At 56.9% G+C, this 24,076-nt stretch carries 22 protein-coding genes, 2 tRNA genes and 1 pseudogene; 20 read left to right on the top strand and 5 right to left on the bottom strand.

The genetic code is table 11. From position 1 onward, the window contains the following. The first annotated feature begins 2 nt into the window (after positions 1–2). Both ACTG2O_RS20960 and ACTG2O_RS20955 read left to right on the top strand, forming a co-directional pair. Positions 3–977 carry an ABC transporter permease gene (locus ACTG2O_RS20960; RefSeq protein ID WP_005349514.1) on the top strand — a complete coding sequence of 325 codons (975 nt, stop codon included), beginning with the start codon at positions 3–5 and terminating at the stop codon, positions 975–977. 3 nt (positions 978–980) lie between these two features. Continuing rightward, on the top strand, positions 981–1,922 hold the full coding sequence (locus ACTG2O_RS20955) for an ABC transporter permease (RefSeq protein WP_019445927.1): 942 nt from the start codon (positions 981–983) through the stop codon (positions 1,920–1,922). Between the two features lie 76 nt (positions 1,923–1,998). Here ACTG2O_RS20955 and dxs read toward each other — a convergent pair. The 3 genes and pseudogenes from dxs to xseB form a co-directional block, all read right to left on the bottom strand. After that, positions 1,999–3,803, bottom strand: a pseudogene (dxs, locus tag ACTG2O_RS20950) (1-deoxy-D-xylulose-5-phosphate synthase). Between the two features lie 21 nt (positions 3,804–3,824). Next, positions 3,825–4,715, bottom strand: coding sequence for a (2E,6E)-farnesyl diphosphate synthase (gene ispA / locus ACTG2O_RS20945; protein ID WP_005349523.1), 891 nt, complete (start codon positions 4,713–4,715; stop codon positions 3,825–3,827). After that, the gene (gene xseB / locus ACTG2O_RS20940) at positions 4,716–4,967 is read right to left on the bottom strand and encodes an exodeoxyribonuclease VII small subunit (protein ID WP_005338838.1); all 252 of its coding nucleotides are present in this window, start codon (positions 4,965–4,967) and stop codon (positions 4,716–4,718) included. Between the two features lie 211 nt (positions 4,968–5,178). On the opposite strand from xseB, the gene pomA reads away from it, so the two are divergent. From pomA to greA, 3 genes are all read left to right on the top strand, one after another. Next, complete coding sequence (pomA, locus tag ACTG2O_RS20935; protein WP_005349525.1) at positions 5,179–5,937, top strand: flagellar motor protein PomA; 759 nt, start codon at positions 5,179–5,181, stop codon at positions 5,935–5,937. A gap of 8 nt (positions 5,938–5,945) precedes the next feature. Then, on the top strand, positions 5,946–6,839 hold the full coding sequence (locus ACTG2O_RS20930; RefSeq protein ID WP_005349528.1) for a flagellar motor protein MotB: 894 nt from the start codon (positions 5,946–5,948) through the stop codon (positions 6,837–6,839). A gap of 156 nt (positions 6,840–6,995) precedes the next feature. Beyond that, positions 6,996–7,472, top strand: a complete 477-nt coding sequence (gene greA, locus ACTG2O_RS20925) for a transcription elongation factor GreA (protein WP_005338833.1) — start codon at positions 6,996–6,998, stop codon at positions 7,470–7,472. 76 nt (positions 7,473–7,548) lie between these two features. Here the strand turns inward: greA and ACTG2O_RS20920 are convergent, their stop codons facing one another. Continuing rightward, positions 7,549–8,130: a hypothetical protein gene (locus ACTG2O_RS20920; RefSeq protein WP_019445924.1), complete on the bottom strand. Its 582-nt coding sequence runs from the start codon at positions 8,128–8,130 to the stop codon at positions 7,549–7,551. 103 nt (positions 8,131–8,233) lie between these two features. Next, positions 8,234–8,530, bottom strand: coding sequence for a ribosome assembly RNA-binding protein YhbY (yhbY, locus tag ACTG2O_RS20915; RefSeq protein ID WP_005338829.1), 297 nt, complete (start codon positions 8,528–8,530; stop codon positions 8,234–8,236). A 97-nt stretch (positions 8,531–8,627) separates the two neighbouring features. Here yhbY and rlmE point away from each other — a divergent pair, with 97 nt between their 5' ends. From rlmE to pnp, 15 genes are all read left to right on the top strand, one after another. Then, positions 8,628–9,257 carry a 23S rRNA (uridine(2552)-2'-O)-methyltransferase RlmE gene (gene rlmE / locus ACTG2O_RS20910; RefSeq protein ID WP_439976587.1) on the top strand — a complete coding sequence of 210 codons (630 nt, stop codon included), beginning with the start codon at positions 8,628–8,630 and terminating at the stop codon, positions 9,255–9,257. A gap of 45 nt (positions 9,258–9,302) precedes the next feature. After that, on the top strand, positions 9,303–11,249 hold the full coding sequence (gene ftsH, locus ACTG2O_RS20905; protein WP_019445922.1) for an ATP-dependent zinc metalloprotease FtsH: 1,947 nt from the start codon (positions 9,303–9,305) through the stop codon (positions 11,247–11,249). 59 nt (positions 11,250–11,308) lie between these two features. Next, entirely contained in the window at positions 11,309–12,154 is an 846-nt protein-coding gene (folP, locus tag ACTG2O_RS20900; RefSeq protein WP_439976586.1) for a dihydropteroate synthase, read from the top strand. Between the two features lie 15 nt (positions 12,155–12,169). Further along, positions 12,170–13,504, top strand: a complete 1,335-nt coding sequence (gene glmM, locus ACTG2O_RS20895; protein ID WP_005338823.1) for a phosphoglucosamine mutase — start codon at positions 12,170–12,172, stop codon at positions 13,502–13,504. A gap of 131 nt (positions 13,505–13,635) precedes the next feature. Continuing rightward, positions 13,636–14,400 (top strand): triose-phosphate isomerase, encoded by a 765-nt coding sequence (tpiA, locus tag ACTG2O_RS20890; protein ID WP_043822828.1) that lies wholly within the window; start codon positions 13,636–13,638, stop codon positions 14,398–14,400. Beyond that, positions 14,401–14,727 carry a preprotein translocase subunit SecG gene (gene secG / locus ACTG2O_RS20885; protein WP_005338811.1) on the top strand — a complete coding sequence of 109 codons (327 nt, stop codon included), beginning with the start codon at positions 14,401–14,403 and terminating at the stop codon, positions 14,725–14,727. It begins immediately after the preceding gene. 7 nt (positions 14,728–14,734) lie between these two features. After that, positions 14,735–14,819, top strand: a tRNA-Leu gene (locus tag ACTG2O_RS20880). A gap of 92 nt (positions 14,820–14,911) precedes the next feature. Continuing rightward, a tRNA-Met gene (locus tag ACTG2O_RS20875) sits at positions 14,912–14,988 on the top strand. Positions 14,989–15,154: 166 nt separating this feature from the next. Then, a complete protein-coding gene (gene rimP / locus ACTG2O_RS20870) occupies positions 15,155–15,613 on the top strand; it encodes a ribosome maturation factor RimP (RefSeq protein ID WP_005338809.1) in 459 nt (152 codons plus the stop codon). A 14-nt stretch (positions 15,614–15,627) separates the two neighbouring features. Next, positions 15,628–17,130, top strand: coding sequence for a transcription termination factor NusA (nusA, locus tag ACTG2O_RS20865; protein ID WP_439976585.1), 1,503 nt, complete (start codon positions 15,628–15,630; stop codon positions 17,128–17,130). A 20-nt stretch (positions 17,131–17,150) separates the two neighbouring features. After that, on the top strand, positions 17,151–19,844 hold the full coding sequence (gene infB / locus ACTG2O_RS20860; RefSeq protein WP_005338806.1) for a translation initiation factor IF-2: 2,694 nt from the start codon (positions 17,151–17,153) through the stop codon (positions 19,842–19,844). A gap of 55 nt (positions 19,845–19,899) precedes the next feature. Next, complete coding sequence (gene rbfA, locus ACTG2O_RS20855) at positions 19,900–20,337, top strand: 30S ribosome-binding factor RbfA (protein WP_005338799.1); 438 nt, start codon at positions 19,900–19,902, stop codon at positions 20,335–20,337. Between the two features lies 1 nt (position 20,338). Beyond that, positions 20,339–21,289, top strand: a complete 951-nt coding sequence (gene truB, locus ACTG2O_RS20850; RefSeq protein ID WP_005338798.1) for a tRNA pseudouridine(55) synthase TruB — start codon at positions 20,339–20,341, stop codon at positions 21,287–21,289. Between the two features lie 144 nt (positions 21,290–21,433). Next, complete coding sequence (rpsO, locus tag ACTG2O_RS20845; protein WP_005338797.1) at positions 21,434–21,703, top strand: 30S ribosomal protein S15; 270 nt, start codon at positions 21,434–21,436, stop codon at positions 21,701–21,703. A gap of 167 nt (positions 21,704–21,870) precedes the next feature. Beyond that, on the top strand, positions 21,871–24,018 hold the full coding sequence (pnp, locus tag ACTG2O_RS20840; protein WP_439976584.1) for a polyribonucleotide nucleotidyltransferase: 2,148 nt from the start codon (positions 21,871–21,873) through the stop codon (positions 24,016–24,018). Positions 24,019–24,076: the final 58 nt, after the last annotated feature.

Raw genomic sequence — 24,076 nt, 5'->3', positions numbered from 1 at the left:
GCATGTTTACATTCCTGCTGAAACGGTTCTATCAGGCCGTGATAGTGATGTTCGTCATCAGCCTGGTCGCCTTCTCCATCCAGGACAACCTGGGTGACCCGTTGCGCGAGCTGGTGGGACAATCCGTCTCCGAAGCCCAGCGTCACGAGTTGCGCGAGAAGATGGGCCTTAACGATCCCTTCCTCATCAAATACAGCCGCTTTTTGAAAAATGCGGTGCATGGGGATTTGGGCACCTCCTATTTCTTCAAGCGACCCGCTCTCGAGGTGATCCTCGACAAGCTGGTGGCTACCCTTGAGCTGGTGTTTGCCGCCGCGCTCATCATCGTGGTGGTCTCCATTCCACTCGGTGTCTATTCGGCGATCCGCCCGCGCAGCATTCCCACCAAGATCATCATGGCAGGGAGCAGTATCGGTATCTCGATCCCGGTGTTCCTGACCGCCATCATGCTGATGTACCTCTTCTCCATCCAGCTGGGCTGGCTGCCTGCCTATGGCCGCGGCGAGACCCGTAACCTGCTGGGCTGGGAGTCGGGCTTCTTCACCTGGGATGGCATCCTGCACCTGATCCTGCCGGCGGTGTCCCTCTCTTCCATCATGCTGCCGCTGTTTATCCGGCTGGTGCGCTCCGAGATGCTGGAGCAGCTCTCCTCCGAATACGTCAAGTTCGCCCGCGCCAAGGGGCTGGACAACAACAAGGTCTACTATCAGCACGCTCTGAAGAACACCATGCTGCCGGTCATTACCGTCGGTGGGGTGCAGATCGGCACCATGGTGGCCTACACCATTCTGACCGAGAGCGTGTTCCAGTGGCCGGGCACCGGCTTCCTGTTCCTCGAGGCGATCCACCGGGTCGATACGCCCCTCATCACCGCCTATGTCATCTTTGTGGGGCTGATCTTCGTGGTGACCAATACCCTGGTCGACCTGCTCTACGGGTTGATTAACCCGACCGTTAACCTGACCGCCAAGGGGTAACAGATGACTAATGCTGTAACTGCAAGCCCAAGCCGTTGGGCACGATTCAAGAACTCTGACATCGTCTACTACTTCCTGCGGGACAAGGTAGCCATGTTCAGCTTTGCGGTGTTTGTGGTGTTCGTGCTGGCGGCGCTGCTGGCGCCCTGGCTCGCCCCGCACAACGTCTATGACCAGACCAGTTTTGATCTGATGGATGCCGAGTTGCCCCCCTCCTGGCTCGAAGGCGGCGAGGAGCGTTTCTGGCTCGGTACCGACAACCAGGGGCGGGATATCTGGAGCACCATTCTCTATGGCGCCCGTATCTCCCTTACCATCGGCCTGTTTGCGGTGGCGCTGCAGCTGGTGCTCGGTATCGTCATCGGTCTGATTGCCGGTTACTTCGGTGGCCGTATCGACAACCTGCTGATGCGCTTTGCCGATGTGCAGCTGTCGTTCTCCACCATGATGGTGGCGATCATCATCTCCGCCATCTTTCAGGCAACCTTTGGCTCCGAGTTCTACTCGAAGTTCGCCATCATGATGCTGGTGGTGATCATCGGTATCGCCGAGTGGCCGCAGTACGCCCGTACCGTGCGCGCCTCTGTGCTGGCGGAGAAGAAGAAGGAGTATGTGGAAGCGGCCAAGGTGATGGGGTTCCGCGCCCCGCGCATCATGTTCCGCCACATTCTGCCCAACTGTTTGTCGCCCATTCTGGTTATCTCCACCGTGCAGGTGGCCAACGCCATCATGAGTGAAGCGGCACTATCCTTCCTTGGGCTCGGGATGCCGGTAGACCAGCCGTCTTTGGGGTCGCTGATCAGCGTCGGCTTCAACTACATCTTCTCCGGCTCCTGGTGGATCACCGCCTTCCCGGGGATCTGTCTGGTGGTGCTGGTGCTGGTCATCAACCTGCTGGGTGACTGGCTGCGGGATGTGTTTAACCCGAAGATTTACAAGGGTTAACTCCGGTCAGAAGTGAAGATACAAGAAGGGCGCCATCAGGCGCCCTTCTTGTATTTGCTCTTTAACTCGCAGCAGGTCAGGCTTGCAGCCAGGCTTCGATGCTGCGCTGGATGCCGGCATCGTCCAGACCAAGCAGGGTATAGATCTCCTGCTGGGTGCCCTGTTCCACGAAGCGATCCGGCAGGCCGAGGTTGAGCACCGGCTTGTCTTCGATAGTGACGAAGTGATCGTGGCTGGCCGCAAGTGAGAGCACCAGCGCTTCATCCATCGGTTTGACGAAGCGCATGTCCACCAGGGTGGCATCCAGCACTTCGGCGGCCGCTTTGGCGTGGTGCAGCAAGGTGCCAAACGCCAGAATGGCAGTGCCCTTGCCCTCTCGCAGGACATGTCCCTTGCCAAGCTCCAGCGCTTGCATCTCTGACGAGATGGGGGCGTCGCTCAGGCTGCTGCCGCGCGGGTAGCGCACGGCGGCAGGGCCCTGATGGAGATAGCCGGTATAGAGCATCTGGCGGCACTCGTTCTCGTCAGATGGCGTCATCACCACCATGTTGGGCACGGTGCGTAGGAAGCTGATGTCGAACGCCCCCTGATGGGTCGGGCCATCGGCGCCCACCAGACCTGCCCGGTCGATGGCGAATAGCACCGGCAGATCTTGCAGCGCTACATCGTGGATCACCTGATCGTAGGCGCGCTGCAGGAAGCTCGAATAGATGGCCACCACCGGCTTCTTGTCGGCGATGGCAAGACCTGCGGCGAACGTGACCGCATGCTGCTCGGCAATGGCCACATCGAAGTAGCGATCCGGATATTGCTGGCTGAATTTCACCAGCCCGGAACCTTCGCGCATGGCGGGGGTGATGCCGACCAGCTTTTCGTCTTTGGCGGCCATGTCGCACAGCCACTGGCCAAAGATGGCGGAGAAGGTGGGTTTGGCGCTGCTCGCCTTGGGCAGGGAACAATCGTCAGGATTGAACTTGGGCACGGCGTGATAACCGATGGGGTCTTTCTCCGCCGGCTCGTAACCCTTGCCCTTCTTGGTTTTGACGTGCAGCAGTTGCGGGCCCTTGAGGTTGCGCATGTTGCGCAGGGTCTCGACCAGTGCCTCGATATCGTGACCGTCGATGGGGCCGATATAGTTGAAGCCGAACTCCTCGAACAGGGTGCCGGGTACCACCATCCCCTTGAGGTGCTCTTCGGCCCGCTTGGCCAGCTCCTTGACCGGTGGCAAACCCGCCAGCACCTTCTTGCCGCCTTCGCGGATGGTGGTGTAGAGCTTGCCGGACATGACCCGGGCCAGATGGTTGTTCAGCGCCCCGACATTCTCGGAGATGGACATCTCGTTGTCGTTGAGGATCACCAGCATGTCCTTGTGCACATCGCCAGCGTGGTTGAGCGCTTCGAAGGCCATCCCTGCGGTAATGGCACCATCACCGATCACTGCAACGACCTTGCGACCCAGCCCTTCGCTCTCGGCGGCGACCGCCATGCCAAGGGCGGCACCGATGGAGGTGCTGGAGTGGCCAACGGAGAGCACGTCGTACCGCTCTCGCCACGCCAGGGGAAGGGGTGCAGACCGTCTTTCTGACGGATGGTGTGGATCTGATCACGGCGCCCGGTCAGGATCTTGTGGGGATAGGCCTGATGGCCCACATCCCAGATCAGCCGATCGAACGGGGTGTTGTAGACGTAGTGCAGGGCGACGGTCAGTTCGACCGTGCCGAGACCGGAGGCAAAGTGTCCGCTGGAGCGGCTGACAGAGCGCAGCAGATATTCGCGCAGCTCGTTGCACAGCACCGGCAGCCGATCTTTGGGCAAGGAACGCAGCTCGACCGGAGTGTCCGCGAGGGCCAGGTTGGGGAAATTGCTAATATCAACGCTCATATTGTTACTGTTATCCAGCGTTTAGTGGGTTCGCTCGATGATGTAATCGGCAAACGCTTCCAGAATGTCGGTATTGTAGGGCAAGGATTGCAGGGCTGTTAAGGCTTTCCCATGCAGTTCGCGAGCCAGCTCACGGGCATTTTCGAGTCCGAGTAGGGCCGGGTAGGTACTTTTTTCCAGCGCCAGGTCAGAACCTTGTGGCTTGCCCAGGGTGGCGGTATCACCTGTGATGTCGAGGATGTCATCCTGCACCTGAAAGGCGAGGCCAATCGCGGCGGCATAGGTTTGCAGGGCAGCCAGCGTGGCGTCATCGACATCGGCTTTGCACAGGGCGCCGAGCGCCACGGCACATTCAATCAGTGCACCGGTCTTGTGGCGGTGTACCTGCTCTAGCTCGGCGAGCGAGATCTGGCGCCCTTCGGCCTGCAGATCCAGCGCCTGACCGCCACACATACCGAGATAGCCGGAGGCGCGAGCGAGGGTACTCAGCATCCGCACCCGGTTGGCCATCAAGGAGTCGGGCATGGGGTGATCGGCCAGAATGGAGAACGCCAGGGTCTGCAGCGCATCACCGGCCAGAATGGCGGTTCCTTCGTCAAACGCCTTGTGAACGGTTGGCTGACCACGACGCAGGTCGTCGTTATCCATGGCGGGCAGGTCATCGTGCAGCAGGGAGTAGGCGTGGATGCACTCCACGGCAGCCGCAGGGCCATCCAGCAGTTCGCTCTTGACGCCCAGCATCTCGCCGACCGCGTAGACCAGAAACGGGCGAACCCGCTTGCCGCCCAGCAGCAGGCCATAACTCATGGCATCGCGCAGGCGCGGCGCCATGGCGGGCAAGGATTCAAGTTGTGCTGACAAACAGTCGTCAATACGCTGACGATGCAGACGGGAAAAATGGTCCAGCGCCACTCACTCCTCTCCTTGTTCTGGCTGGAAGGGGGCGAGCTGGTCACTGCCATCGGCTTGACTGAGCAGGATCTGGATCTTCTGTTCGGCCAGTTCCAGCTTCTGCTGACCGGCCCGTACCAGATGAACGCCCTGCTCGAACTGCTTGAGTGCCTCTTCCAGGGGTAGGGAACCTTGTTCCAGCTGATGAACGATGGTTTCCAGCTCTTCCAGAGTGGCATCAAAACTCAGACGGTCGATTTTTTTACTGGCCATGTCCATCCTCGGGGATTGAAAAAAACGGCTTATATTAACATCGACCGTCCACAGGGGGGAGGCAGAAAAGCATTGCCCTCTCAAACTCTCGCTAAACTGGCCGATAATGAGCCATCATTCTCAGTGGATGCATGCTTGCCGCATGGGTCGCAATAGCAGAAAATTCAACAGACTATAAATAGACATAAGAACCGGTGACAGGAGTAGGGACGTGGATCTAGGCAGTCTGATAGGGATAGTGCTGGGTTTCGGGGTGGTGGTGTACGGCATGCTGCTGGGTGGCCCCATGAGCATGTATGTTGATATGCCATCGGTCTACATCACTGTATTGGGCTCAATCTTCATCGCCATGATGAAGTTCAACCTTGGCCAGTTCCTGATGGCATTCAAGGTGGCGGGCAAAGCCTTTATGTACAAGGGCGACAAGCTTGAAGACCTGATTACCAAAGCCGTTGAACTGGCTGACGCGGCTCGCAAAGGTGGCTTTCTTGCGCTGGAGGCCGCAGAGATCCCCAATGCATTTATGAAAAAAGGGATCGACATGCTGGTGGATGGTCACGATGCCGAAGTGGTGCGTGCCGTGATGGAAAAGGATATCGACCTGACAGCCGAGCGCCATGTCATTGCCATCAAGGTCTTCCGTACCCTTGGGGATCTGGGCCCAGCCATGGGGATGATAGGTACGTTGGTGGGTCTGGTGGCCATGTTGGCCAACATGAGTGACCCCAAGTCGATCGGGCCGGCGATGGCGGTGGCCTTGCTGACCACCCTGTACGGTGCGATAGAGGCCAATATGTTGGCGATCCCGATTGCCGACAAGCTGGAGCTGCGCAGCGGGGAGGAGAAGCTCAGTCGTACCTTGATCCTTGATGCCATTATGGGGATTCAGGATGGCCAGAACCCGCGGGTGATCCAGTCCATGCTGCAAAACTATCTGAACCAGTCCAAACGTAATACTGGCACCGAATAGGGGGCGCTATGTCTGATTGCAAGTGCCCACCACCAGGTCTTCCTGGTTACATGGGAACCTTTGCCGACCTGATGTCACTGCTGATGTGCTTCTTCGTGCTATTGCTCTCCTTTGCCGAGATGGATGTGCAGAAGTTCAAGCAGATAGCCGGTTCCATGGACAAGGCATTCGGGGTACAGAACATCCTTGAGGTGAAAGATATTCCCAAGGGAACCTCGGTGATTGCCCAGGAGTTCAGGCCCGGTCGCCCGGAACCCACGCCGATTGATACCGTGATGCAGCAGACCATCGATCTGACCCAGACCGAACTGGAGTTTCTGCCCGGCGAGTCGGATCAGGCCGGTGGTCAGGACAAGAGTGATGGCAAACAGACGGGGGGCGATACCGCGCAGGATGCGAAGAAGGCGCAAGAACAGTCCAATACCCTGGCCAAAGCACTCGCCGAACAGATGAAAGATCAGATCCAGGATGGCGCTATCGAAATTGAGGCGCTGGGCCAGCAGATCATCATCCGGATCAGGGAAAAAGCATCTTTCCCGGCCGGTTCGGCATTTCTGCAGCCACAGTTCTGGCCGGTCATTCGCAAGGTAGCGACCCTGCTCAAGGATGTGCCGGGTGAAATCACCATCTCCGGTCACACCGACAACGTGGCGACCGAAGATGAGCTGTTCCAGTCCAACTGGGAGCTGTCGTCGCAACGGGCGGTTGCGGTGGCGCACCAGATGCTGAAGGTCCCCGGTTTTGATCAGGGGCGACTGGTGGTGCAGGGGATGGCGGACTCCCAACCATTGGTGCCCAATACGACCCCGGAAAATCGTCGGATGAACCGGCGGGTGGAGATCGCCATCATGCAGGGCAAACCGACTGTTTCGGCCCCCATTTCCGTACCGGAAGGGAAGTAAGTGAAGGGAATGTCGATGACGCAAGTGGGATCTGCATCAGGGGGCTGACGTGGATTTTGTGTTGGCTTCATATTAAGATGCCTCATCCGAACCGATTGCTGCGGCCTCCTTGCAGATGGCCGCAGTTTCTATTTTCAAGCAACCCAGGTTTCGACTATGAATCATACTCCGATGACTGTTCGCGGCGCTGAGAAGCTGCGCGAAGAGCTCGATTATCTCAAGACCGAGCTTCGTCCCCAGATTATCGAAGCGATTGCCGATGCCCGTGAGCACGGTGATCTGAAGGAAAACGCCGAATACCATGCCGCTCGCGAGCAGCAGGGGTTCTGTGAAGGCCGCATTCAGGAGATTGAAGCCAAGCTCTCCAATGCGCAGGTGATCGATGTCACCAAGATGACCAACAACGGCCGCGTTATTTTTGGCGCGACTGTGACTCTGCTCAAGAGCGAGACAGAGGAAGAGGTGGTTTACCGCATCGTGGGTGACGATGAGGCTGATATCAAACAGAACCTCATCTCTGTCAACTCCCCCATTGCCCGCGCCCTGATTGGCAAGGAAGTGGACGATGTCGCTATCGTCAAGACGCCGGGCGGTGATGTGGAATACGAAGTACTGGAAGTCGCTTATATCTAAGCGAATGCTACAGACGATGAAACAGGGGGGCTGGCGCTCCCCTGTTTGTCTTTATCTATATGATTATTGATAAAAATCAGGACAGATACGCCTCGGTAAAGGCGTCCTGATGACGCTGAAACAACCAGTGGCGCAGCCGTTCGATGTTGCTCTCGCTCATTTGAAAGCTCAGTGCCCAGGTGGCATGGTCGGCATTGGCTTTAATGCGCCTAACCAGTCGTCCCTGTAGTGGAAGAGGGGGCTCTTGCTCGATGCAGAGCTCGCCGTTGATGGGGGTATCGGCCACCATGTCGATTGGCAAATTTTCCACGATGAGGCCGTTGAGGGAGAGGCTGAGTACCTGAAACAGGCCCAGCTCGCTGCATAGCTTGGCTTTTTGGGTAAGACGCCAGGCGCGCGGTTGCGCAAACCCCAGTTCCCTGATGACCGGTGCAGATAAGCGGGGCTCGACGAAGCCATCTTCCCCTTGGGTAAAGCTCAGAGGAAAACGCAGCTGATGGCCTGCGAAGCGGGCTTCGAGTACGAGGTGTTCGGCTTTTTGCAGCAAGCCAAGCATGGGGGCATCGAGGTGACCACTCAGAACATGGGTGTCCTGATTGCTCCCCAAGTCCCGCAGCATGGCCAGCTCATCGTCGGTCAGAATAGGAGGGTGAGCCATAATGCGTGTCCGGAAGTATTCATCGCAGGTTAAGGGCTTTGCGACTACTTTGGCAAGCGACTCGGGAAGAAGTGGAATAAGGAAAGAGCGATGCTCTTTCCTTTTACTTGCGGGGCAGCTGGATTTTGGGTTCGTTGGCTTGACGATAAATGGTCAGCACATGACCCATGCTTTGCACCTTGATTGAACCGGTTTCACGGACGATAGCATCCATAACCAGTTGTTTCATTTCGCGATCTTCAGAGGCAACCTTAACCTTGATCAGCTCGTGATGGTTCAGCGCCAGATCGATCTCGGCCAGTACACCTTCGGTCAGACCATGCTGACCCAGCAGGACGACAGGCTTGAGGCTATGGGCAAGGCCCTTGAGGTACTGTTTCTGTTTATTGTTGAGAATCATCGCAATTTCTTCATAAGTCAGGGTTGAAAGGGGCGTATTCTACCCCCACTTAGCCCTTAATACTAATAACCCTTGTGGTTTTTTAAAGTCGATTATCATGACCCAGAAAAAACGTTCCCCCAGTTCAACTCGCTGGTTAAAAGAACATTTCGACGATCAATACGTCAAAAAAGCCCAGAAAATGGGCCTGCGTTCTCGTGCTGTTTTCAAGATTGACGAGATCCAGGGCAAGGATCGCTTGCTGAAACATGGCATGACAGTAGTGGATTTGGGAGCTGCCCCCGGTGGTTGGTCCCAGTTTGCGGTTGAACAGGTTGGTGATTCGGGTCGTGTCATCGCATGTGACATTTTGCCGATGGATCCCATTGCTGGTGTCGATTTCCTGCAAGGGGACTTTCGGGAGGAAACTGTACTCGGCGCTTTGCTGGAGCGAGTGGGTCCCGAAAAGGTCGATGTCGTGATGTCTGATATGGCGCCCAACATGAGCGGTACCCAGCAGGTGGATCAGGCTCGCGCCATCTATCTGGTCGAGCTGGCGCTGGACATGTGCAATCAGGTATTGCGTAGTGACGGCAGTTTCGTAGTAAAGGTGTTTCAGGGTGAGGGCTTTGATGCCTATCTCAATGAAATTCGTAAACTTTTCTCCGCTGTCAAAATTCGTAAACCAGACTCATCCCGCGCCAGATCACGGGAAGTCTACATTGTGGCTACCGGTTTTAAACTGTAGTACCCTAACCTTCATCGTTAACTGTCAGTCTGCGAGGTTACTGATTTGAGTGACATGGCGAAAAACTTAATCCTGTGGCTGGTCATCGCCGTCGTTTTGATGTCGGTGTTCAATAGCTTCAGCCCCAGCGATACCACCAGTCGCCAGCTGGACTATTCCAGCTTCGTTAAAGAGGTGACCCAAGAGCAGATCCGTGAAGTGCGGATGGACGGTAAGGTCATTAATGGCGTCAAGCGTACTGGTGAACGATTCACCACCATCATACCTGCGCCGGATCCCCAGCTGCTCAACGACATGCTCAATCACAATGTCAAAGTGATGGGCGAGAAGCCGGAAGAGCCGTCTCTGTTGACCTCTATCTTCATCTCCTGGTTCCCGATGCTGCTGCTGATCGGTGTCTGGGTCTTCTTCATGCGTCAGATGCAGGGCGGCGGTGGCAAAGGTGCCATGTCGTTCGGCAAGAGCAAGGCTCGCCTGATGAGCGAAGATCAGATCAAGACTACCTTTGCTGATGTTGCAGGTTGCGATGAGGCCAAGGAAGAGGTGAAGGAGCTGGTCGACTATCTGCGCGACCCGAGCAAATTCCAGAAACTGGGTGGCAAGATCCCGACCGGTGTGCTGCTGGTTGGTCCTCCCGGTACCGGTAAGACCTTGCTGGCCAAGGCTATTGCGGGCGAGGCCAAAGTGCCGTTCTTCACCATCTCCGGTTCCGATTTCGTGGAGATGTTCGTCGGTGTCGGTGCCTCCCGGGTGCGTGACATGTTCGAACAGGCCAAGAAATCCTCCCCCTGCATCATCTTCATTGATGAAATTGATGCGGTCGGTCGCCAGCGTGGCGCCGGTCTGGGTGGTGGTCACGATGAACGTGAGCAGACTCTTAACCAGATGCTGGTCGAGATGGATGGTTTTGAAGGCAATGAAGGCATCATCGTCATCGCAGCCACCAACCGTCCTGACGTACTGGATCCGGCACTGCTGCGTCCGGGCCGTTTCGACCGTCAGGTTGTGGTCGGTCTGCCGGATGTCCGTGGTCGCGAGCAGATCCTGAAAGTGCACATGCGCAAAGTTCCGTTGGCGGATGATGTCAATCCGGCGCTGATTGCCCGTGGTACCCCCGGTTTCTCCGGTGCGGATTTGGCCAACCTGGTCAACGAAGCAGCCCTCTTCTCTGCCCGCGAGAGCCGCCGAGTGGTCTCCATGGCCGAGTTCGAGAAGGCCAAGGACAAGATCATGATGGGTGCGGAACGCCGCTCCATGGTGATGAAAGAGTCCGAAAAAGAGATGACTGCGTATCATGAAGCTGGTCACGCCATCATTGGTCGTCTCGTTCCTGACCATGACCCGGTTTACAAGGTCTCTATCATTCCGCGCGGTCGTGCGCTGGGTGTGACCATGTATCTGCCGGAGCAGGATCGCTGGAGCCACTCCAAGCAGCATCTGGAGTCAATGATTTCCAGCCTGTATGGCGGTCGCCTGGCAGAAGAGCTGATCTATGGTGCCGAGAAGGTTTCTACTGGCGCTTCCAACGACATCGAGCGAGCGACCGACATCGCCCGCAAGATGGTGACCCAGTGGGGTATGTCCGAGCGTCTCGGCCCAATGCTCTACGCGGAAGAAGATGGCGAGGTGTTCCTCGGTCGCAGCATGGCCAAGGCCAAGCATATGTCCGACGATACCGCTCGCGTGATCGATGCCGAGGTCAAGCAGGTCATCGACCGCAACTACGCCCGTTCCAAGCAGATCCTGCTGGATAACATGGACGTGTTGCACAGCATGAAAGATGCGCTGATGAAGTACGAGACCATTGACGCCAAACAGATCGATGATCTGATGGCGCGTCGCGAGGTACGTGCTCCGAGCAACTGGCATGACGAGCACGGTGATACCCCGCAAGGCGGTTCCACTGTGGCTGCCGAGGCCAAGCCTGCCGATGAGGCTGCACCGGTGGCGGATGTCACTATCGACAAAGCCAACGACGTGCCGGCCAAATAATCGTGACTCTCCAAACCCCGGGCTTGCCCGGGGTTTTTCTTTATCAGATGGACATGAAAATGCAGTTAACCAGCAAGGGGCTCAGCCTCTCCCTCGATCGTCCCCATGTGATGGGGATCCTCAATGTGACGCCCGACTCATTCTCCGATGGCGGTAATTTCAACCAGTTTGAACGGGCAATGGCCCATGCGCGCCAGATGGTCTCTGACGGTGCGACCCTCATCGACATCGGTGGCGAGTCAACCCGCCCTGGTGCGCCCGATGTGAGCGAGCAAGAGGAGCTGGACAGGGTCATTCCTGTCGTAGAGCAGATGGCCCGTGAGCTGGATGTGATGATCTCACTCGATACCTCCAAAGCGGCTGTGATGCGGGAGGGTTGCAAGGCGGGTGCCCATCTGATCAACGATGTGCGGGCACTGCAAGAACCTGGAGCACTGCAAGCCGCGGCCGAAGCTCGGGTTCCGGTCTGTCTGATGCATATGCAGGGGCAGCCGAGAACCATGCAGGTCGAGCCGCACTATGAGGACCTGATCGGGGAGGTTCGCGCCTTCTTTGATGAGCGTATTGCGGCTTGTCTGGCGGTCGGGATCCGTCGTGAAGAGCTGTTGCTGGATCCGGGATATGGCTTTGGCAAAACCCTTGCACACAACTATCAGCTGTTGGAGGCTCAAAAGGAACTGCTTGATTATGGCTTGCCGCTATTGGTGGGGATGTCGCGAAAGTCTATGATAGGCAACCTGCTGGGCCGTCCGGTGGATGAGCGTCTGGCGGGCAGTCTGGCATGCGCCCTTATCGGCATGCAGCATGGGGCCCGCATCATCAGGGTACACGATGTACGGGAGACCATGGACGCATTGCGCGTCGGTTGGCTGGCAATGACGGGACAAGATTTTATTTCCAGATAATAAAGAGAACAGACAATGGCAAGAAAGTATTTCGGTACCGATGGGGTACGCGGCAAGGTTGGCGAATACCCGATCACCCCTGATTTTGTAATGAAATTGGGTTGGGCTGCCGGCAAGGTGCTCTCCAAGAAGGGCACCAAAAAGGTGCTGATTGGCAAAGATACCCGCATCTCCGGTTACATGCTGGAATCCGCGCTGGAAGCGGGGCTCTCCGCAGCAGGCCTTAAAGCCATTCTGATGGGGCCCATGCCCACGCCGGCGGTTGCCTACCTGACTCGCACTTTCCGTGCCGAAGCTGGCATCGTCATCAGCGCTTCCCACAACCCCTTCTACGACAACGGCATCAAGTTCTTCTCCGCCGATGGCACCAAGCTGCCCGATGATGTCGAGCTGGCTATCGAAGCCGAGCTGGATCACGAGCTCAAGTGTGTCGAGTCGGCCGAACTTGGCAAAGCGGTGCGCATTGATGATGCAGCCGGTCGCTATATCGAATTTTGCAAGAGCACCTTCCCCTCCCACATGAATCTGGATGGGGTGAAAATGGTGGTCGACTGTGGCCACGGCGCCACTTACCACATTGCGCCTTCGGTTTTCCGCGAGCTGGGCGCTGAAGTGATCACCATGGGCTGTGCCCCGGATGGTCTCAATATCAACGATGGTGTCGGTTCGACTGCGCCTGACGCTCTGGTTGCCAAGGTACTGGAGTGCAAGGCCGATCTGGGGGTTGCCTTTGATGGTGACGGCGACCGTCTGATCATGGTTGACCATACCGGCTATCTCATCGACGGTGATGAAGTGCTCTATATCATCGCGCGCGATGCCCTGCGCAATGGTCGCCTCAAAGGCGGTGTCGTCGGCACCCTGATGGCCAACATGGGTCTGGAGCTGGCGCTGCAAACCCTGGGCATTCCGTTTGCCCGTGCCAAGGTGGGTGACCGCTATGTGCTGGAGATGATGGAAGAGAAGGGCTGGCGTATCGGTGGCGAGAACTCCGGCCACATTATCTGTCTGGATCAAACCACTACGGGTGATGGCATCGTGGCCGCTTTGCAGGTACTTACCGCCATGCGCAGTGCCGAGATGCCGCTGGCCAAGCTGCGCTCCGGCATGAGCAAGTTCCCGCAGGTGCTGGTGAATGTTCGTTTTGCCGAAGGCAAGGATCCGCTGGCCGCTGATGCTGTCATGGCTGAGGTTGCCAAGGTGGAACAGGAGCTGGCTGGCCGTGGTCGCGTACTGTTGCGTAAATCAGGTACCGAACCGCTGATCCGGGTCATGGTCGAAGGGGAGCATGAACAGCAGGTGCGTGACATGGCTCAGCGCATCGCCAAGCAGGTTGAATCGGCGTTTTAATGAACAACCAGGGCGACTTTTTAGCCGCCCTGGTTGTATCTTGTTCAAACGATTCAAAAATTTAAAAATAGCACTTGTCAGCTGAACATCCTCTGGATATTATCAGCCCCGCTTTCGCAAGGGAGTTGCCGATGGGACATCGCAAGCCGTTTGTAGCAGCCAACTGGAAGTTGCACGGTAGTAGGTCGCAGTTAGAGCAGTTTACGAGTCAGTGCCTAAACGGTGTTGACGGAAAAGTAGATGTGGTTCTCTGTCCTTCCCATGTACATCTCGACTTTAGTGCTTCACTGCTCAATGAGCAGAAGGTAATAAAGTTGGGGGCTCAGAATGTGAGTCAGCACGCTACTGGCGCTTACACTGGAGAAATCTCGTGTCAGATGCTGGTTGAGGCAGGGTGTCGTTACGTATTGGTAGGGCACTCCGAGCGCAGGCGTCTCTTTGGTGAGACCAGTTTTATAGTCGCAGAGAAGTTTGCGGCAGCCAGAGCGGCAGGCTTGATTCCCATCCTCTGTTTAGGTGAATCAGGTGCGGCGAGGCAGGCGAGAAGAGCCTTTGAGGTGATCGCTGAAGAGCTGGATATCGTCATAGAGAAAAATGGCGCGATGGCTTTCGATAATGCTATCATCGCCTACGAGCCGATTTGGGCTGTAGGTACAGGTAAATGCGCCACACCCGAGCAGGCACAAGAGGTTCATTCCTTTATACGTGGTCGCTTGGCGGAGGATACTCCGGTAATAGGTGAGAAAGTTAGAATCATCTATGGTGGGAGCGTAACGCCAAGCAACGCGAGAGATTTGTTTGCACAGCCCGACATTGATGGCGGACTGATTGGCGGAGCAAGCCTCGATAGCGATGCGTTTTTAGGAATTGTTGAAGCGGCAAAGGGTGCAAGTTAAATGTACGAGATTCTTTTAGTCGTTTATCTGCTGGTTTCACTGGCCCTGATTGGTCTTGTGATGATTCAGCAAGGTAAAGGGGCTGATATGGGCGCCTCCTTCGGCGCAGGGGCATCGAACACAGTATTCGGCTCCGGTGGTTCAGGCAGTTTCCTGACCCGAACAACAGCAATTTTGGCTACTCTGTTTTTCGTTATCAGCTTGGTGCTCGGATCTATGTCCAGCAACAAGGTCAAGCAGGGTAGTGAGTGGGAAAATCTGCAACAAACCCAACAGGTTGAGCAGACCAAAGCGCCAGTGAAGAAAGATACTGACGTTCCCGAGTAAGAGTTTTGCCGTGGTGGTGGAATTGGTAGACACGCTATCTTGAGGGGGTAGTGCTCTAGGGTGTGCGGGTTCGAGTCCCGCCCACGGCACCAATTAAGCAGTGAGCTCGGGAAACCGAGTGTATTATAGCCAGTCAGTCTTGTATCGAGAGAGTGAAGTGGCTATAATCTCGCACGATTTCGGACGCGGGGTGGAGCAGCATGGTAGCTCGTCGGGCTCATAACCCGAAGGTCGTCGGTTCAAATCCGGCCCCCGCAACCAAATTTCACGCATTTCCTACGCTCAGGAAGGCGGTCGCTGCGAGGCGACAATCAGGGTAAAGCGCCAAGCCCCGATTTGACATCGGGGCTTTTTGTTATGTGCAATTTACTCTGAATCGATATCTATCTGGGCTTTATGCCCTTTTTTTGTTTTTCGGAGGGTGACTTTGGCTACGTTGGAACAACGTTTGACCGATCTGCTCGAGGCTCCGGTCGTTGCCTTGGGTTTTGAACTTTGGGGTATTGAGTTTATCCGTGCGGGTAAACACTCCACCTTGCGTGTCTATATCGACGGCGAGCAGGGTGTGACTGTCGAGAACTGTGCTGAGGTCAGCCATCAGGTTGGCGCCATCATGGACGTCGAAGATCCCATCACCGAGGAGTACTACCTCGAGGTGTCCTCCCCAGGCCTGGATCGTCCCCTGTTCAAGGTTGCCCATTTCGAAAAATACGTTGGCCAAGAGGCGGCGGTAACGCTTCGGATGGCAACAAACAACCGCCGCAAGTTCAAAGGCGTAATCAAAGCTGTGCAAGGCGACATGATCACCCTGACAGTAGATGGTAAGGACGACGTGTTGGCTTTCACCAATATCCAAAAAGCGAACATAGTGCCGAACTTTGGTTAACGAGGCTATCGGATATGAATAAAGAGATTTTGCTGGTCGTTGACGCAGTATCCAACGAGAAAGCGGTACCCCGCGAGAAGATCTTCCAGGCTCTGGAAACCGCGCTGGCGACTGCGACCAAGAAGAAATATGAAGGCGAGATTGAAGTTCGGGTCGAAATCGATCGCAAGACCGGTGACTACAACACTTATCGCCGCTGGGTAGTCATTGCGGATCAAGCCGCGATGGAGAACCCCTATGCTGAAATCACCCTGGAAGCGGCACAAATTGATCAGCCGGAAATCCAGATCGGTGAGTATGTTGAAGACCAGATCGACTCTGTGACCTTCGACCGTATCACTACCCAGACCGCCAAGCAGGTTATCGTGCAGAAAGTGCGCGAAGCCGAGCGTTCACAAGTAGTTGATCAGTTTAAAGATAAAGAAGGCACCATCATCAGTGGTGTGGTCAAGAAGAGCAACCGCGACAACGTCATCCTGGATCTGGGCAGCAATGCTGAAGCCGTGATCTTCCGTGATGACATGCTGCCGCGTGAAACCTTCCGCCCGGGCGACCGTGTCCGTGGCCTGCTCTACGCAGTACGCCCGGAAGCCCGTGGTTCCCAGCTGTTTGTCAGCCGTTCCAGCCCGGACTTCCTGAAAGAGCTGTTCCGTATCGAAGTACCGGAGATCGGTGAAGAGATGATCGAAATCATGGGCGCTGCCCGTGATCCGGGTTCCCGCGCCAAGATCGCGGTGAAGACCAACGATCGTCGTATCGACCCGATCGGTGCCTGTATCGGTATGCGTGGTGCCCGTGTGCAAGCAGTCTCCGCCGAGCTGAGCGGTGAGCGTGCCGACATCGTGCTGTACGATGACAACCCGGCCCAGTACGTGATCAATGCCATGGCACCTGCCGATGTGGCCTCCATCATCGTTGATGAAGACAACCACACCATGGATATCGCCGTGGAAGCTGCCAACTTGGCTCAGGCCATCGGTCGCAATGGTCAGAACGTGCGTCTGGCCTCCCAGCTGACCGGTTGGGAGCTGAACGTGATGACCGTTGAGGACATGCGTGCCAAGCACCAGGCCGAAAACGACCGCATCATGAACCTGTTCACCAGCACCCTGGATATCGATGACGATTTCGCCGGTCTGCTGATGGAAGAGGGCTTCTCTACCCTGGAAGAGATCGCCTTTGTACCGGTCAACGAGCTGCTGGCTATCGACGGTCTGGATGAAGACATGGTCGAAGAGCTGCGCAAGCGCGCCAAAGATGCCCTGACTACCAAGGCACTGGCCAAAGAAGAGTCTTTCGATGGCGTTGAGCCGTCCGAAGAGCTGCTCAATCTGAACGGTCTGAGCCGCGAACTGGCTTACGCTCTGGCGGGCCGTGGCGTGGGCACCCTGGAAGATTTGGCTGAGCAAGGTATCGATGACCTTGCTGATATTGAAGGGCTGACTGCCGAGAAGGCAGGTGAGCTCATTATGGCTGCTCGCAATATCTGTTGGTTCGGAGAAGAGCAGTCCGAGTAAGATCAAACGGAGGAAAATGAATGGCAGAAGTATCAGTCAAACAACTTGCCACTGACATCGACACACCGGTTGATCGTCTTCTCCAGCAGTTTGTCGATGCCGGTATCAGCAAGAGCAAGGCCGACGACATGGTCAGCGAGTCTGAGAAACAGGCTCTGCTGGCACACCTGAAGAAACAGCATGGAGGTGACGAGGTCGCCGCTCCTGCCCGCATGACCTTGCAGCGCAAGACCAAGAGCACCATCAGTGTTCAGGGGACTGGCGGCAAGAACAAGGAAGTGCAGGTAGAAGTGCGCAAGTCTCGCACCTATGTAAGACGCTCGGCGCTGGAAGATGAACAGCGTCAGGCGGAAGCCGAGGAAACAGCGCGTTTGGAAGCAGAAGAAAAAGCTCGTCGCGAGGCCGAAGAAAAGGCTCGCCTCGAAGCTGAAGAGAAGGCTCGCCGTGAGGCTGAGCAGGCTCGTCGTGAAGCTGAGGAAAAGGCGCGGATCGAGGCACAATCAAAGGCTCGACAGGCTTCACAGCCCGCCAAAGCAGCCAGTAGCACAGCTCAGCAAGAGGCAGAAAAGATGGCCAAGCGCGAAGCAGAAGAACTGAAGCGCCAACAGGAACAAACAGCTTTGAAAAAAGCTGAAGAACTCGCCGCGAAGAAAGCCGAAGAGGCTCGTCTCATGGCGGAACAGAACGCAGCCCGCTGGGCTGAAGAAGAGGCCGCTCGCGCCAAAGAGAGTAGCGACTACCATCTGACCACCAACAAGCATGCGCAAGCCGCAGAAGACGAGTTGGATCGGAAAGAAGAGACCAGCCGCCGCACTGCCGCAGCTGCCAAGGCACCGAAGAAAGCCGGTCGTCGTGAAGATGATCGTGACTCTCGCAACCCGCGTGCCCGTAAAGGCAAGCGCGGCAAGGTCGCCATGCCGAACGCCATGAAGCACGGCTTCAACAAGCCGGCTGCCGTGGTGAACCGCGACGTCGTCATCGGTGAGACCATCACTGTGGCCGAGTTGGCCAACAAGATGGCCGTCAAGGGCGTTGAAGTCATCAAGGTGATGATGAAGATGGGTGCCATGGCCACCATCAACCAGGTGATCGATCAGGAGACCGCTCAGCTGGTCGCCGAGGAGATGGGTCACAAGGTTGTGCTGCGTCGTGAGAACGAGCTGGAAGAGGCGGTACTGTCCGATCGTGACGAGACCTCCGAAGCCAAGCCGCGCGCACCGGTCGTTACCATCATGGGTCACGTTGACCATGGTAAGACCTCGCTGCTGGACTACATTCGTAAAGCCAAGGTTGCTGCTGGCGAAGCCGGTGGTATTACCCAGCATATCGGTGCTTACCACGTCCAGACCGACAGTGGCATGATCACCTTCCTGGATACCCCGGGTCACGCGGCGTTTACCTCCATGCGTGCTCGTGGTGCCAAGGCGACCGATATCGTTGTTCTGGTTGTTGCAGCTGACGACGGCGTGATGCCGCAAACCATCGAAGCTATCCAGCACGCCAAGGCGGCCGGTGTGCCGCTGGTTGTTGCGGTCAACAAGATCGACAAGCCTGAAGCGGATCCGGATCGCGTCAAGACCGAACTGGCCCGTTACAACGTCATGTCCGAAGATTGGGGTGGAGACTGCCAGTTCGTGCATGTGTCCGCCAAGTCTGGCGAAGGCATCGACGACCTGCTGGAAGCCATCCTGATCCAGGCTGAAGTACTGGAGCTGAAAGCGGTGGTTGATGGCATGGCCAACGGCGTCGTGATCGAATCCTTCCTGGATAAAGGTCGTGGCCCGGTTGCGACCGTACTGGTACAAGAAGGTACTCTGCGTCAGGGCGACATCGTTCTGTGTGGTCTCGAGTACGGCCGTGTTCGCGCCATGCGTGACGAACTGGGTCGCGAGATCAAGGAAGCGGGTCCGTCCCTGCCGGTGGAAATTCTGGGTCTGTCCGGCGTTCCCTCTGCCGGTGACGAAGCCACCGTTGTCCGTGACGAGAAGAAAGCCCGTGAAGTGGCGCTCTATCGTCAGGGCAAGTTCCGCGAAGTCAAGCTGGCTCGCCAGCAGAAGGCCAAGCTGGAAAACATGTTCGCCAACATGACCGAGGGCGAAGTGTCCGAAGTGAACGTGGTGATCAAGGCCGACGTACAAGGTTCTGTGGAAGCGATCTGCGATGCGCTGGTCAAACTCTCCACCGACGAAGTGAAGGTGAAGATCGTGGGTTCCGGCGTAGGTGGTATCACCGAAACCGACGCGACCCTGGCTGCTGCTTCCAGCGCCATCCTGGTTGGTTTCAACGTCCGTGCCGACGCATCTGCGCGCAAGGTCATCGAATCCGAGAGCCTGGATCTGCGTTACTACTCCGTCATCTATGACCTGATCGACGAAGTGAAGCAGGCCATGAGCGGCAAGCTGGCCCCTGAGTATCGTCAGGAGATCATTGGTCTGGCTGAAGTGCGTAGCGTCTTCAAGTCTCCGAAGTTCGGCGCCGTTGCCGGCTGTATGGTTACCGAAGGTGTGGTCAAGCGTTCCAACCGTATCCGCGTTCTGCGTGACAACGTGGTTATCTATGAAGGCGAGCTGGAATCCCTGCGCCGCTTCAAGGATGACGTCAACGAAGTTCGCAACGGCTACGAGTGTGGTATCGCGGTCAAGAACTACAACGACGTGCGCGAAGGCGACCAGATCGAAGTTTACGAGACTGTTGAAATCCAACGGACTCTGTAAGCCGAGAGTTAGACAAAATAGGGGGCCGCGGCCCCCTTTTATCGCAGGATAGAATATGGCCAGAGAATTCAGCCGGACCCGTCGGGTCGGACAGCAGATCCAGCGTGAAATTGCGCTGATCCTGCAGCGCGAGGTGAAAGACCCGCGCATCGGCATGGTGACCGTTTCCGATGTGGAAGTGTCCCGTGACCTCAACTATGCCAAGATTTACGTCACCTTCTTGCAGCTGGAAAATGATGCCGAGCGCATCAAGGAAGGCTTGCAGGGGCTGACCGAAGCAGCCGGATATATCCGTAGTCTGCTGGGCAGTGCCATGCGTCTGCGCGTGGTGCCCGAGCTGCGTTTCTACTACGACCAGACTCTGGTCGAGGGGATGCGTCTCTCCAACCTGGTGACCAACACTGTGCGTGAAGACAAGCGCCGCATGGCCGAATCCGGCCGTGACGAAGAAGCTGAATCCGCACCGGATGACACGACTGAGGATAAAGCCTGAGATGACCCGAAGACGTCGTTTCAAGGGCCGTGATGTGCACGGCATTCTGCTGTTGGACAAGCCGACCGGCCTGACCTCCAACGATGTGTTGCAGAAGGTCAAGCGCATCTACAACGCCGCCAAGGCCGGTCACACCGGCGCACTGGATCCGCTGGCGACCGGCATGCTGCCGATCTGCCTCGGCGAGGCCACCAAGTTCTCCCAGTATTTGCTGGAAGCGGACAAGCGCTATGAGGTGACCGCCAAACTGGGCGAGCGCACCAACACCAGCGACTCCGACGGTGAGGTTGTCTCTACTCGTCCGGTGAACGTGGCTGTCGGTACCCTGATCGAGGCGCTGGACCAGTTCCGTGGCCCCATCATGCAGGTGCCCTCCATGTACTCCGCGCTCAAGCACAACGGCCGTCCGCTCTACGAATATGCCCGCGAAGGCATCGAGATTGAGCGTGAAGCCCGTCCCATCACCGTATTCGAGCTCAAACTGCTGAGCTTTGAAGGTGATGAGGTGCGCCTTGAAGTGCACTGCAGCAAGGGCACCTACATCCGCTCTCTGGTGGATGATCTGGGTGAAGTGCTGGGTTGTGGCGCCCACGTGACCCAGTTGCGCCGTACCCAGGTGGCCAGCTATCCGTACGAGCGGATGCTGACGCTGGAGCAACTCGAGTGCATCTTCGAGCAGGCCAAGGCCGAGAGCATCCCGCCGCGCGAGCAGCTGGATCCGCTGTTGCTGCCGATGGACACCGCCGTAGCAAGTTTGCCCGAGGTGAACATGCTGGCGGTTGTGGCTGCCTATGTGAATCAGGGCCAGGCCGTGCAGGTGGCGGGTGCGCCGCAAAGCGGTCAGGTTCGCATGACGGTCGGCCCGGAGCGCGAGTTCATCGGGGTTGGCGAGATTGATGATGATGGCCGCGTCGCCCCCAAGCGACTGGTGCGTTATCACGACGAGGAGTGATCCTCAGGCGGTATCAGCGCGTCTTTCCCATTTCGCCTCTTTATCGTTGCGAAAAGGGGCGGGGACGATTATGATACCGCCCTCATTTCACGGCTGAATTAGAGATTGGCTGTGAACCTTTAAACACTCTACTGGAGTATTACCATGTCTCTAAATGCTGAGATCAAAGCTCAAATCGTTGCTGACAACGCTCGTTGCGCCAACGACACCGGTTCCCCCGAAGTGCAAGTTGCCCTGCTGACTGCCCAGATCAACCATCTGCAAGGTCACTTCAAAGAGCACTCCAAGGACCACCACGGTCGTCGCGGTCTGCTGCGCATGGTTTCCCAGCGTCGTAAGCTGCTGGACTACCTGAAGCGTAAAGATTCCGAGCGTTATGCTGCTCTGATCGCCAAGCTGGGTCTGCGTCGTTAATCGACCATCAGATTTCGCGAAAAAGGGGAACCGTCAGGTTCCCCTTTTTTATTGCTCTTCAAGCCGTTGCCTGCCTCACAGAATTCGCGTCGCCGCTTACCTTTTGCATCGAATCAAGTATACTTGTGCGCGAATTTAAAGAGCCAAATTGTAAAAAGGAAATTCACGTGAATCCTATTGTAAAGTCATTCCAGTACGGTCAACACACCGTCACTTTGGAAACCGGTGTGATGGCCCGTCAAGCCACTGCGGCCGTTATGGTCAGCATGGACGATACCTGCGTATTTGTGACCGTAGTCGGCAAGAAAGAGGCCGATCACGGCCGTGATTTCTTCCCGCTGACCGTCAACTACCAGGAGCGTACCTATGCTGCTGGTCGTATCCCGGGTGGTTTCTTCCGTCGTGAAGGCCGTCCGAGCGAAGGCGAGACCCTCATCTCCCGTCTGATCGACCGTCCTATTCGTCCGCTGTTCCCGGAAGGCTTCCTCAATGAGGTTCAGGTCGTTGCGACCGTAATGTCCGTGAATCCGGCCGTATCCCCCGACATCGTTGCCATGATCGGTGCCTCTGCTGCACTGGCCATCTCCGGTATCCCGTTTGGCGGCCCGATCGGTGCTGCTCGCGTGGGTTACATGAACGGTCAGTATGTGCTGAACCCGACCACTACCGAACTGCCGCAGAGCGATCTGGATCTGGTGGTTGCCGGTACTGCCAATGCCGTGCTGATGGTTGAGTCCGAAGCGGCCATCCTTTCCGAAGAAGTGATGCTGGGCGCCGTGGTGTACGGTCACGAGCAGATGCAGACCGTGATCAATGCGATCAACGAGTTTTCCGCTGCCGTCGGCACCAAGCCGTGGGACTGGACTCCGCCTGCCGTCAACGAAGCGCTGAAAGCCAAGGTTGCCGAGCTGGCGAGCGCCGAGCTGGGTGAAGCCTACCGCATCACCGAGAAGGCTGTTCGTTACGAAACTATCGCGGCCATCAAGGGTCGTGTGGTTGAGCAAGTTATCGCTTCCGGTGTGGAAGAAGATGCCAAGAAGATCGGCGAAGAGTTCCACAGCCTGGAAAGCCGCATCGTTCGTGGTCGCGTAGTACGTGGTGAGCCGCGTATCGATGGTCGCGATCCGGAAATGATCCGCGCCCTGAGCGTAGGTACCGGTATTCTGCCCCGTGCTCACGGCTCTGCCCTGTTCACCCGTGGTGAAACTCAGGCCATCGTGGTCGCCACTCTGGGTACCGAGCGTGACGCCCAGAACATCGACGAGCTGACCGGCAACCGTGCCGATCGCTTCATGCTGCACTACAACTTCCCGCCATACTGTGTCGGTGAGACCGGCATGATGGGTAGCCCGAAGCGTCGTGAAATCGGTCACGGCCGTCTGGCCAAGCGCGGGGTTGCTGCCGTGATGCCGAGCGCCGCCGAGTTCCCGTACGTGGTGCGCGTGGTCTCTGAAATTACCGAATCCAACGGTTCCTCCTCCATGGCGTCTGTCTGTGGTTCCTCTCTGGCGCTGATGGATGCCGGTGTGCCGATCAAGGCCTCCGTTGCCGGTATCGCCATGGGTCTGGTGAAGGAAGAAGAAGGTTTCGTCGTGCTGTCCGACATCCTGGGTGACGAAGATCACCTGGGCGACATGGACTTCAAAGTAGCCGGTACCACCGAAGGTGTGACCGCGCTGCAGATGGACATCAAGATCGAAGGCATCACCAAAGAGATCATGGAGATTGCGCTGAAGCAAGCTCGTGGCGCTCGTCTGCACATCCTGAAAGTGATGGACGAAGCTATCCAGGCTCCCCGTGCCCAGATCTCCGATTTTGCACCGCGTATCCACACCATCAAGATCAATCCTGAGAAGATCAAGGATGTGATCGGTAAGGGGGGTTCCGTGATCCGTGCGCTGACCGAAGAGACCGGCACCAACATCGAGCTGGATGATGACGGTACTGTACGTATCTCCGCCGTGGCCAACGAAGCCGCCATGGAAGCGATCCGTCGCATCGAGGCCATCACCGCCGAGATCGAAGTGAACCGCATCTATGAAGGTAAAGTTGTCCGTCTGGCCGATTTCGGTGCATTCGTCAACATTCTGCCGGGCAAAGATGGTCTGGTACACATCTCCCAGATCACCGACGCTCGCGTGCAGAACGTGGCTGACCACCTGACCATCGGTGACGTAGTCAAGGTGAAGGTACTGGAAGTGGACCGTCAGGGCCGCGTACGTCTCTCCATCAAGGAGGCGAACGCCCCGACCGAAGCAACTGTACCTGCTGCTGATGCCGCTCCGGCCGCAGAAGAAGCGCCTGCTGCAGAGTAATCTGCTCGCCTGATACCGGATCGGTTCCGGTTGATGTAAAAAGTCCGGCTCCCCAATG

Origin of the sequence: Aeromonas sp. 61P (genome assembly GCF_051919545.1) — a bacterium.
Taxonomy (GTDB): domain Bacteria; phylum Pseudomonadota; class Gammaproteobacteria; order Enterobacterales; family Aeromonadaceae; genus Aeromonas; species Aeromonas veronii.
The sequence above is the reverse complement of the archived record's forward strand: the minus strand, read 5'-3'. Positions and strand labels throughout refer to the sequence as shown.

What these genes read in the sequence shown, in the direction of transcription:
- ACTG2O_RS20960 (WP_005349514.1), top strand. Translation starts at nt 3, where the DNA reads ATGTTTACATTCCTGCTGAAACGGTTCTATCAGGCCGTGATAGTGATG.
- ACTG2O_RS20955 (WP_019445927.1), top strand. Translation starts at nt 981, where the DNA reads ATGACTAATGCTGTAACTGCAAGCCCAAGCCGTTGGGCACGATTCAAG.
- xseB (WP_005338838.1), bottom strand. Translation starts at nt 4,967, where the DNA reads ATGGCCAGTAAAAAAATCGACCGTCTGAGTTTTGATGCCACTCTGGAA.
- ACTG2O_RS20930 (WP_005349528.1), top strand. Translation starts at nt 5,946, where the DNA reads ATGTCTGATTGCAAGTGCCCACCACCAGGTCTTCCTGGTTACATGGGA.
- greA (WP_005338833.1), top strand. Translation starts at nt 6,996, where the DNA reads ATGAATCATACTCCGATGACTGTTCGCGGCGCTGAGAAGCTGCGCGAA.
- ACTG2O_RS20920 (WP_019445924.1), bottom strand. Translation starts at nt 8,130, where the DNA reads ATGGCTCACCCTCCTATTCTGACCGACGATGAGCTGGCCATGCTGCGG.
- yhbY (WP_005338829.1), bottom strand. Translation starts at nt 8,530, where the DNA reads ATGATTCTCAACAATAAACAGAAACAGTACCTCAAGGGCCTTGCCCAT.
- rlmE (WP_439976587.1), top strand. Translation starts at nt 8,628, where the DNA reads ATGACCCAGAAAAAACGTTCCCCCAGTTCAACTCGCTGGTTAAAAGAA.
- folP (WP_439976586.1), top strand. Translation starts at nt 11,309, where the DNA reads ATGCAGTTAACCAGCAAGGGGCTCAGCCTCTCCCTCGATCGTCCCCAT.
- glmM (WP_005338823.1), top strand. Translation starts at nt 12,170, where the DNA reads ATGGCAAGAAAGTATTTCGGTACCGATGGGGTACGCGGCAAGGTTGGC.
- tpiA (WP_043822828.1), top strand. Translation starts at nt 13,636, where the DNA reads ATGGGACATCGCAAGCCGTTTGTAGCAGCCAACTGGAAGTTGCACGGT.
- secG (WP_005338811.1), top strand. Translation starts at nt 14,401, where the DNA reads ATGTACGAGATTCTTTTAGTCGTTTATCTGCTGGTTTCACTGGCCCTG.
- nusA (WP_439976585.1), top strand. Translation starts at nt 15,628, where the DNA reads ATGAATAAAGAGATTTTGCTGGTCGTTGACGCAGTATCCAACGAGAAA.
- infB (WP_005338806.1), top strand. Translation starts at nt 17,151, where the DNA reads ATGGCAGAAGTATCAGTCAAACAACTTGCCACTGACATCGACACACCG.
- rbfA (WP_005338799.1), top strand. Translation starts at nt 19,900, where the DNA reads ATGGCCAGAGAATTCAGCCGGACCCGTCGGGTCGGACAGCAGATCCAG.
- truB (WP_005338798.1), top strand. Translation starts at nt 20,339, where the DNA reads ATGACCCGAAGACGTCGTTTCAAGGGCCGTGATGTGCACGGCATTCTG.
- rpsO (WP_005338797.1), top strand. Translation starts at nt 21,434, where the DNA reads ATGTCTCTAAATGCTGAGATCAAAGCTCAAATCGTTGCTGACAACGCT.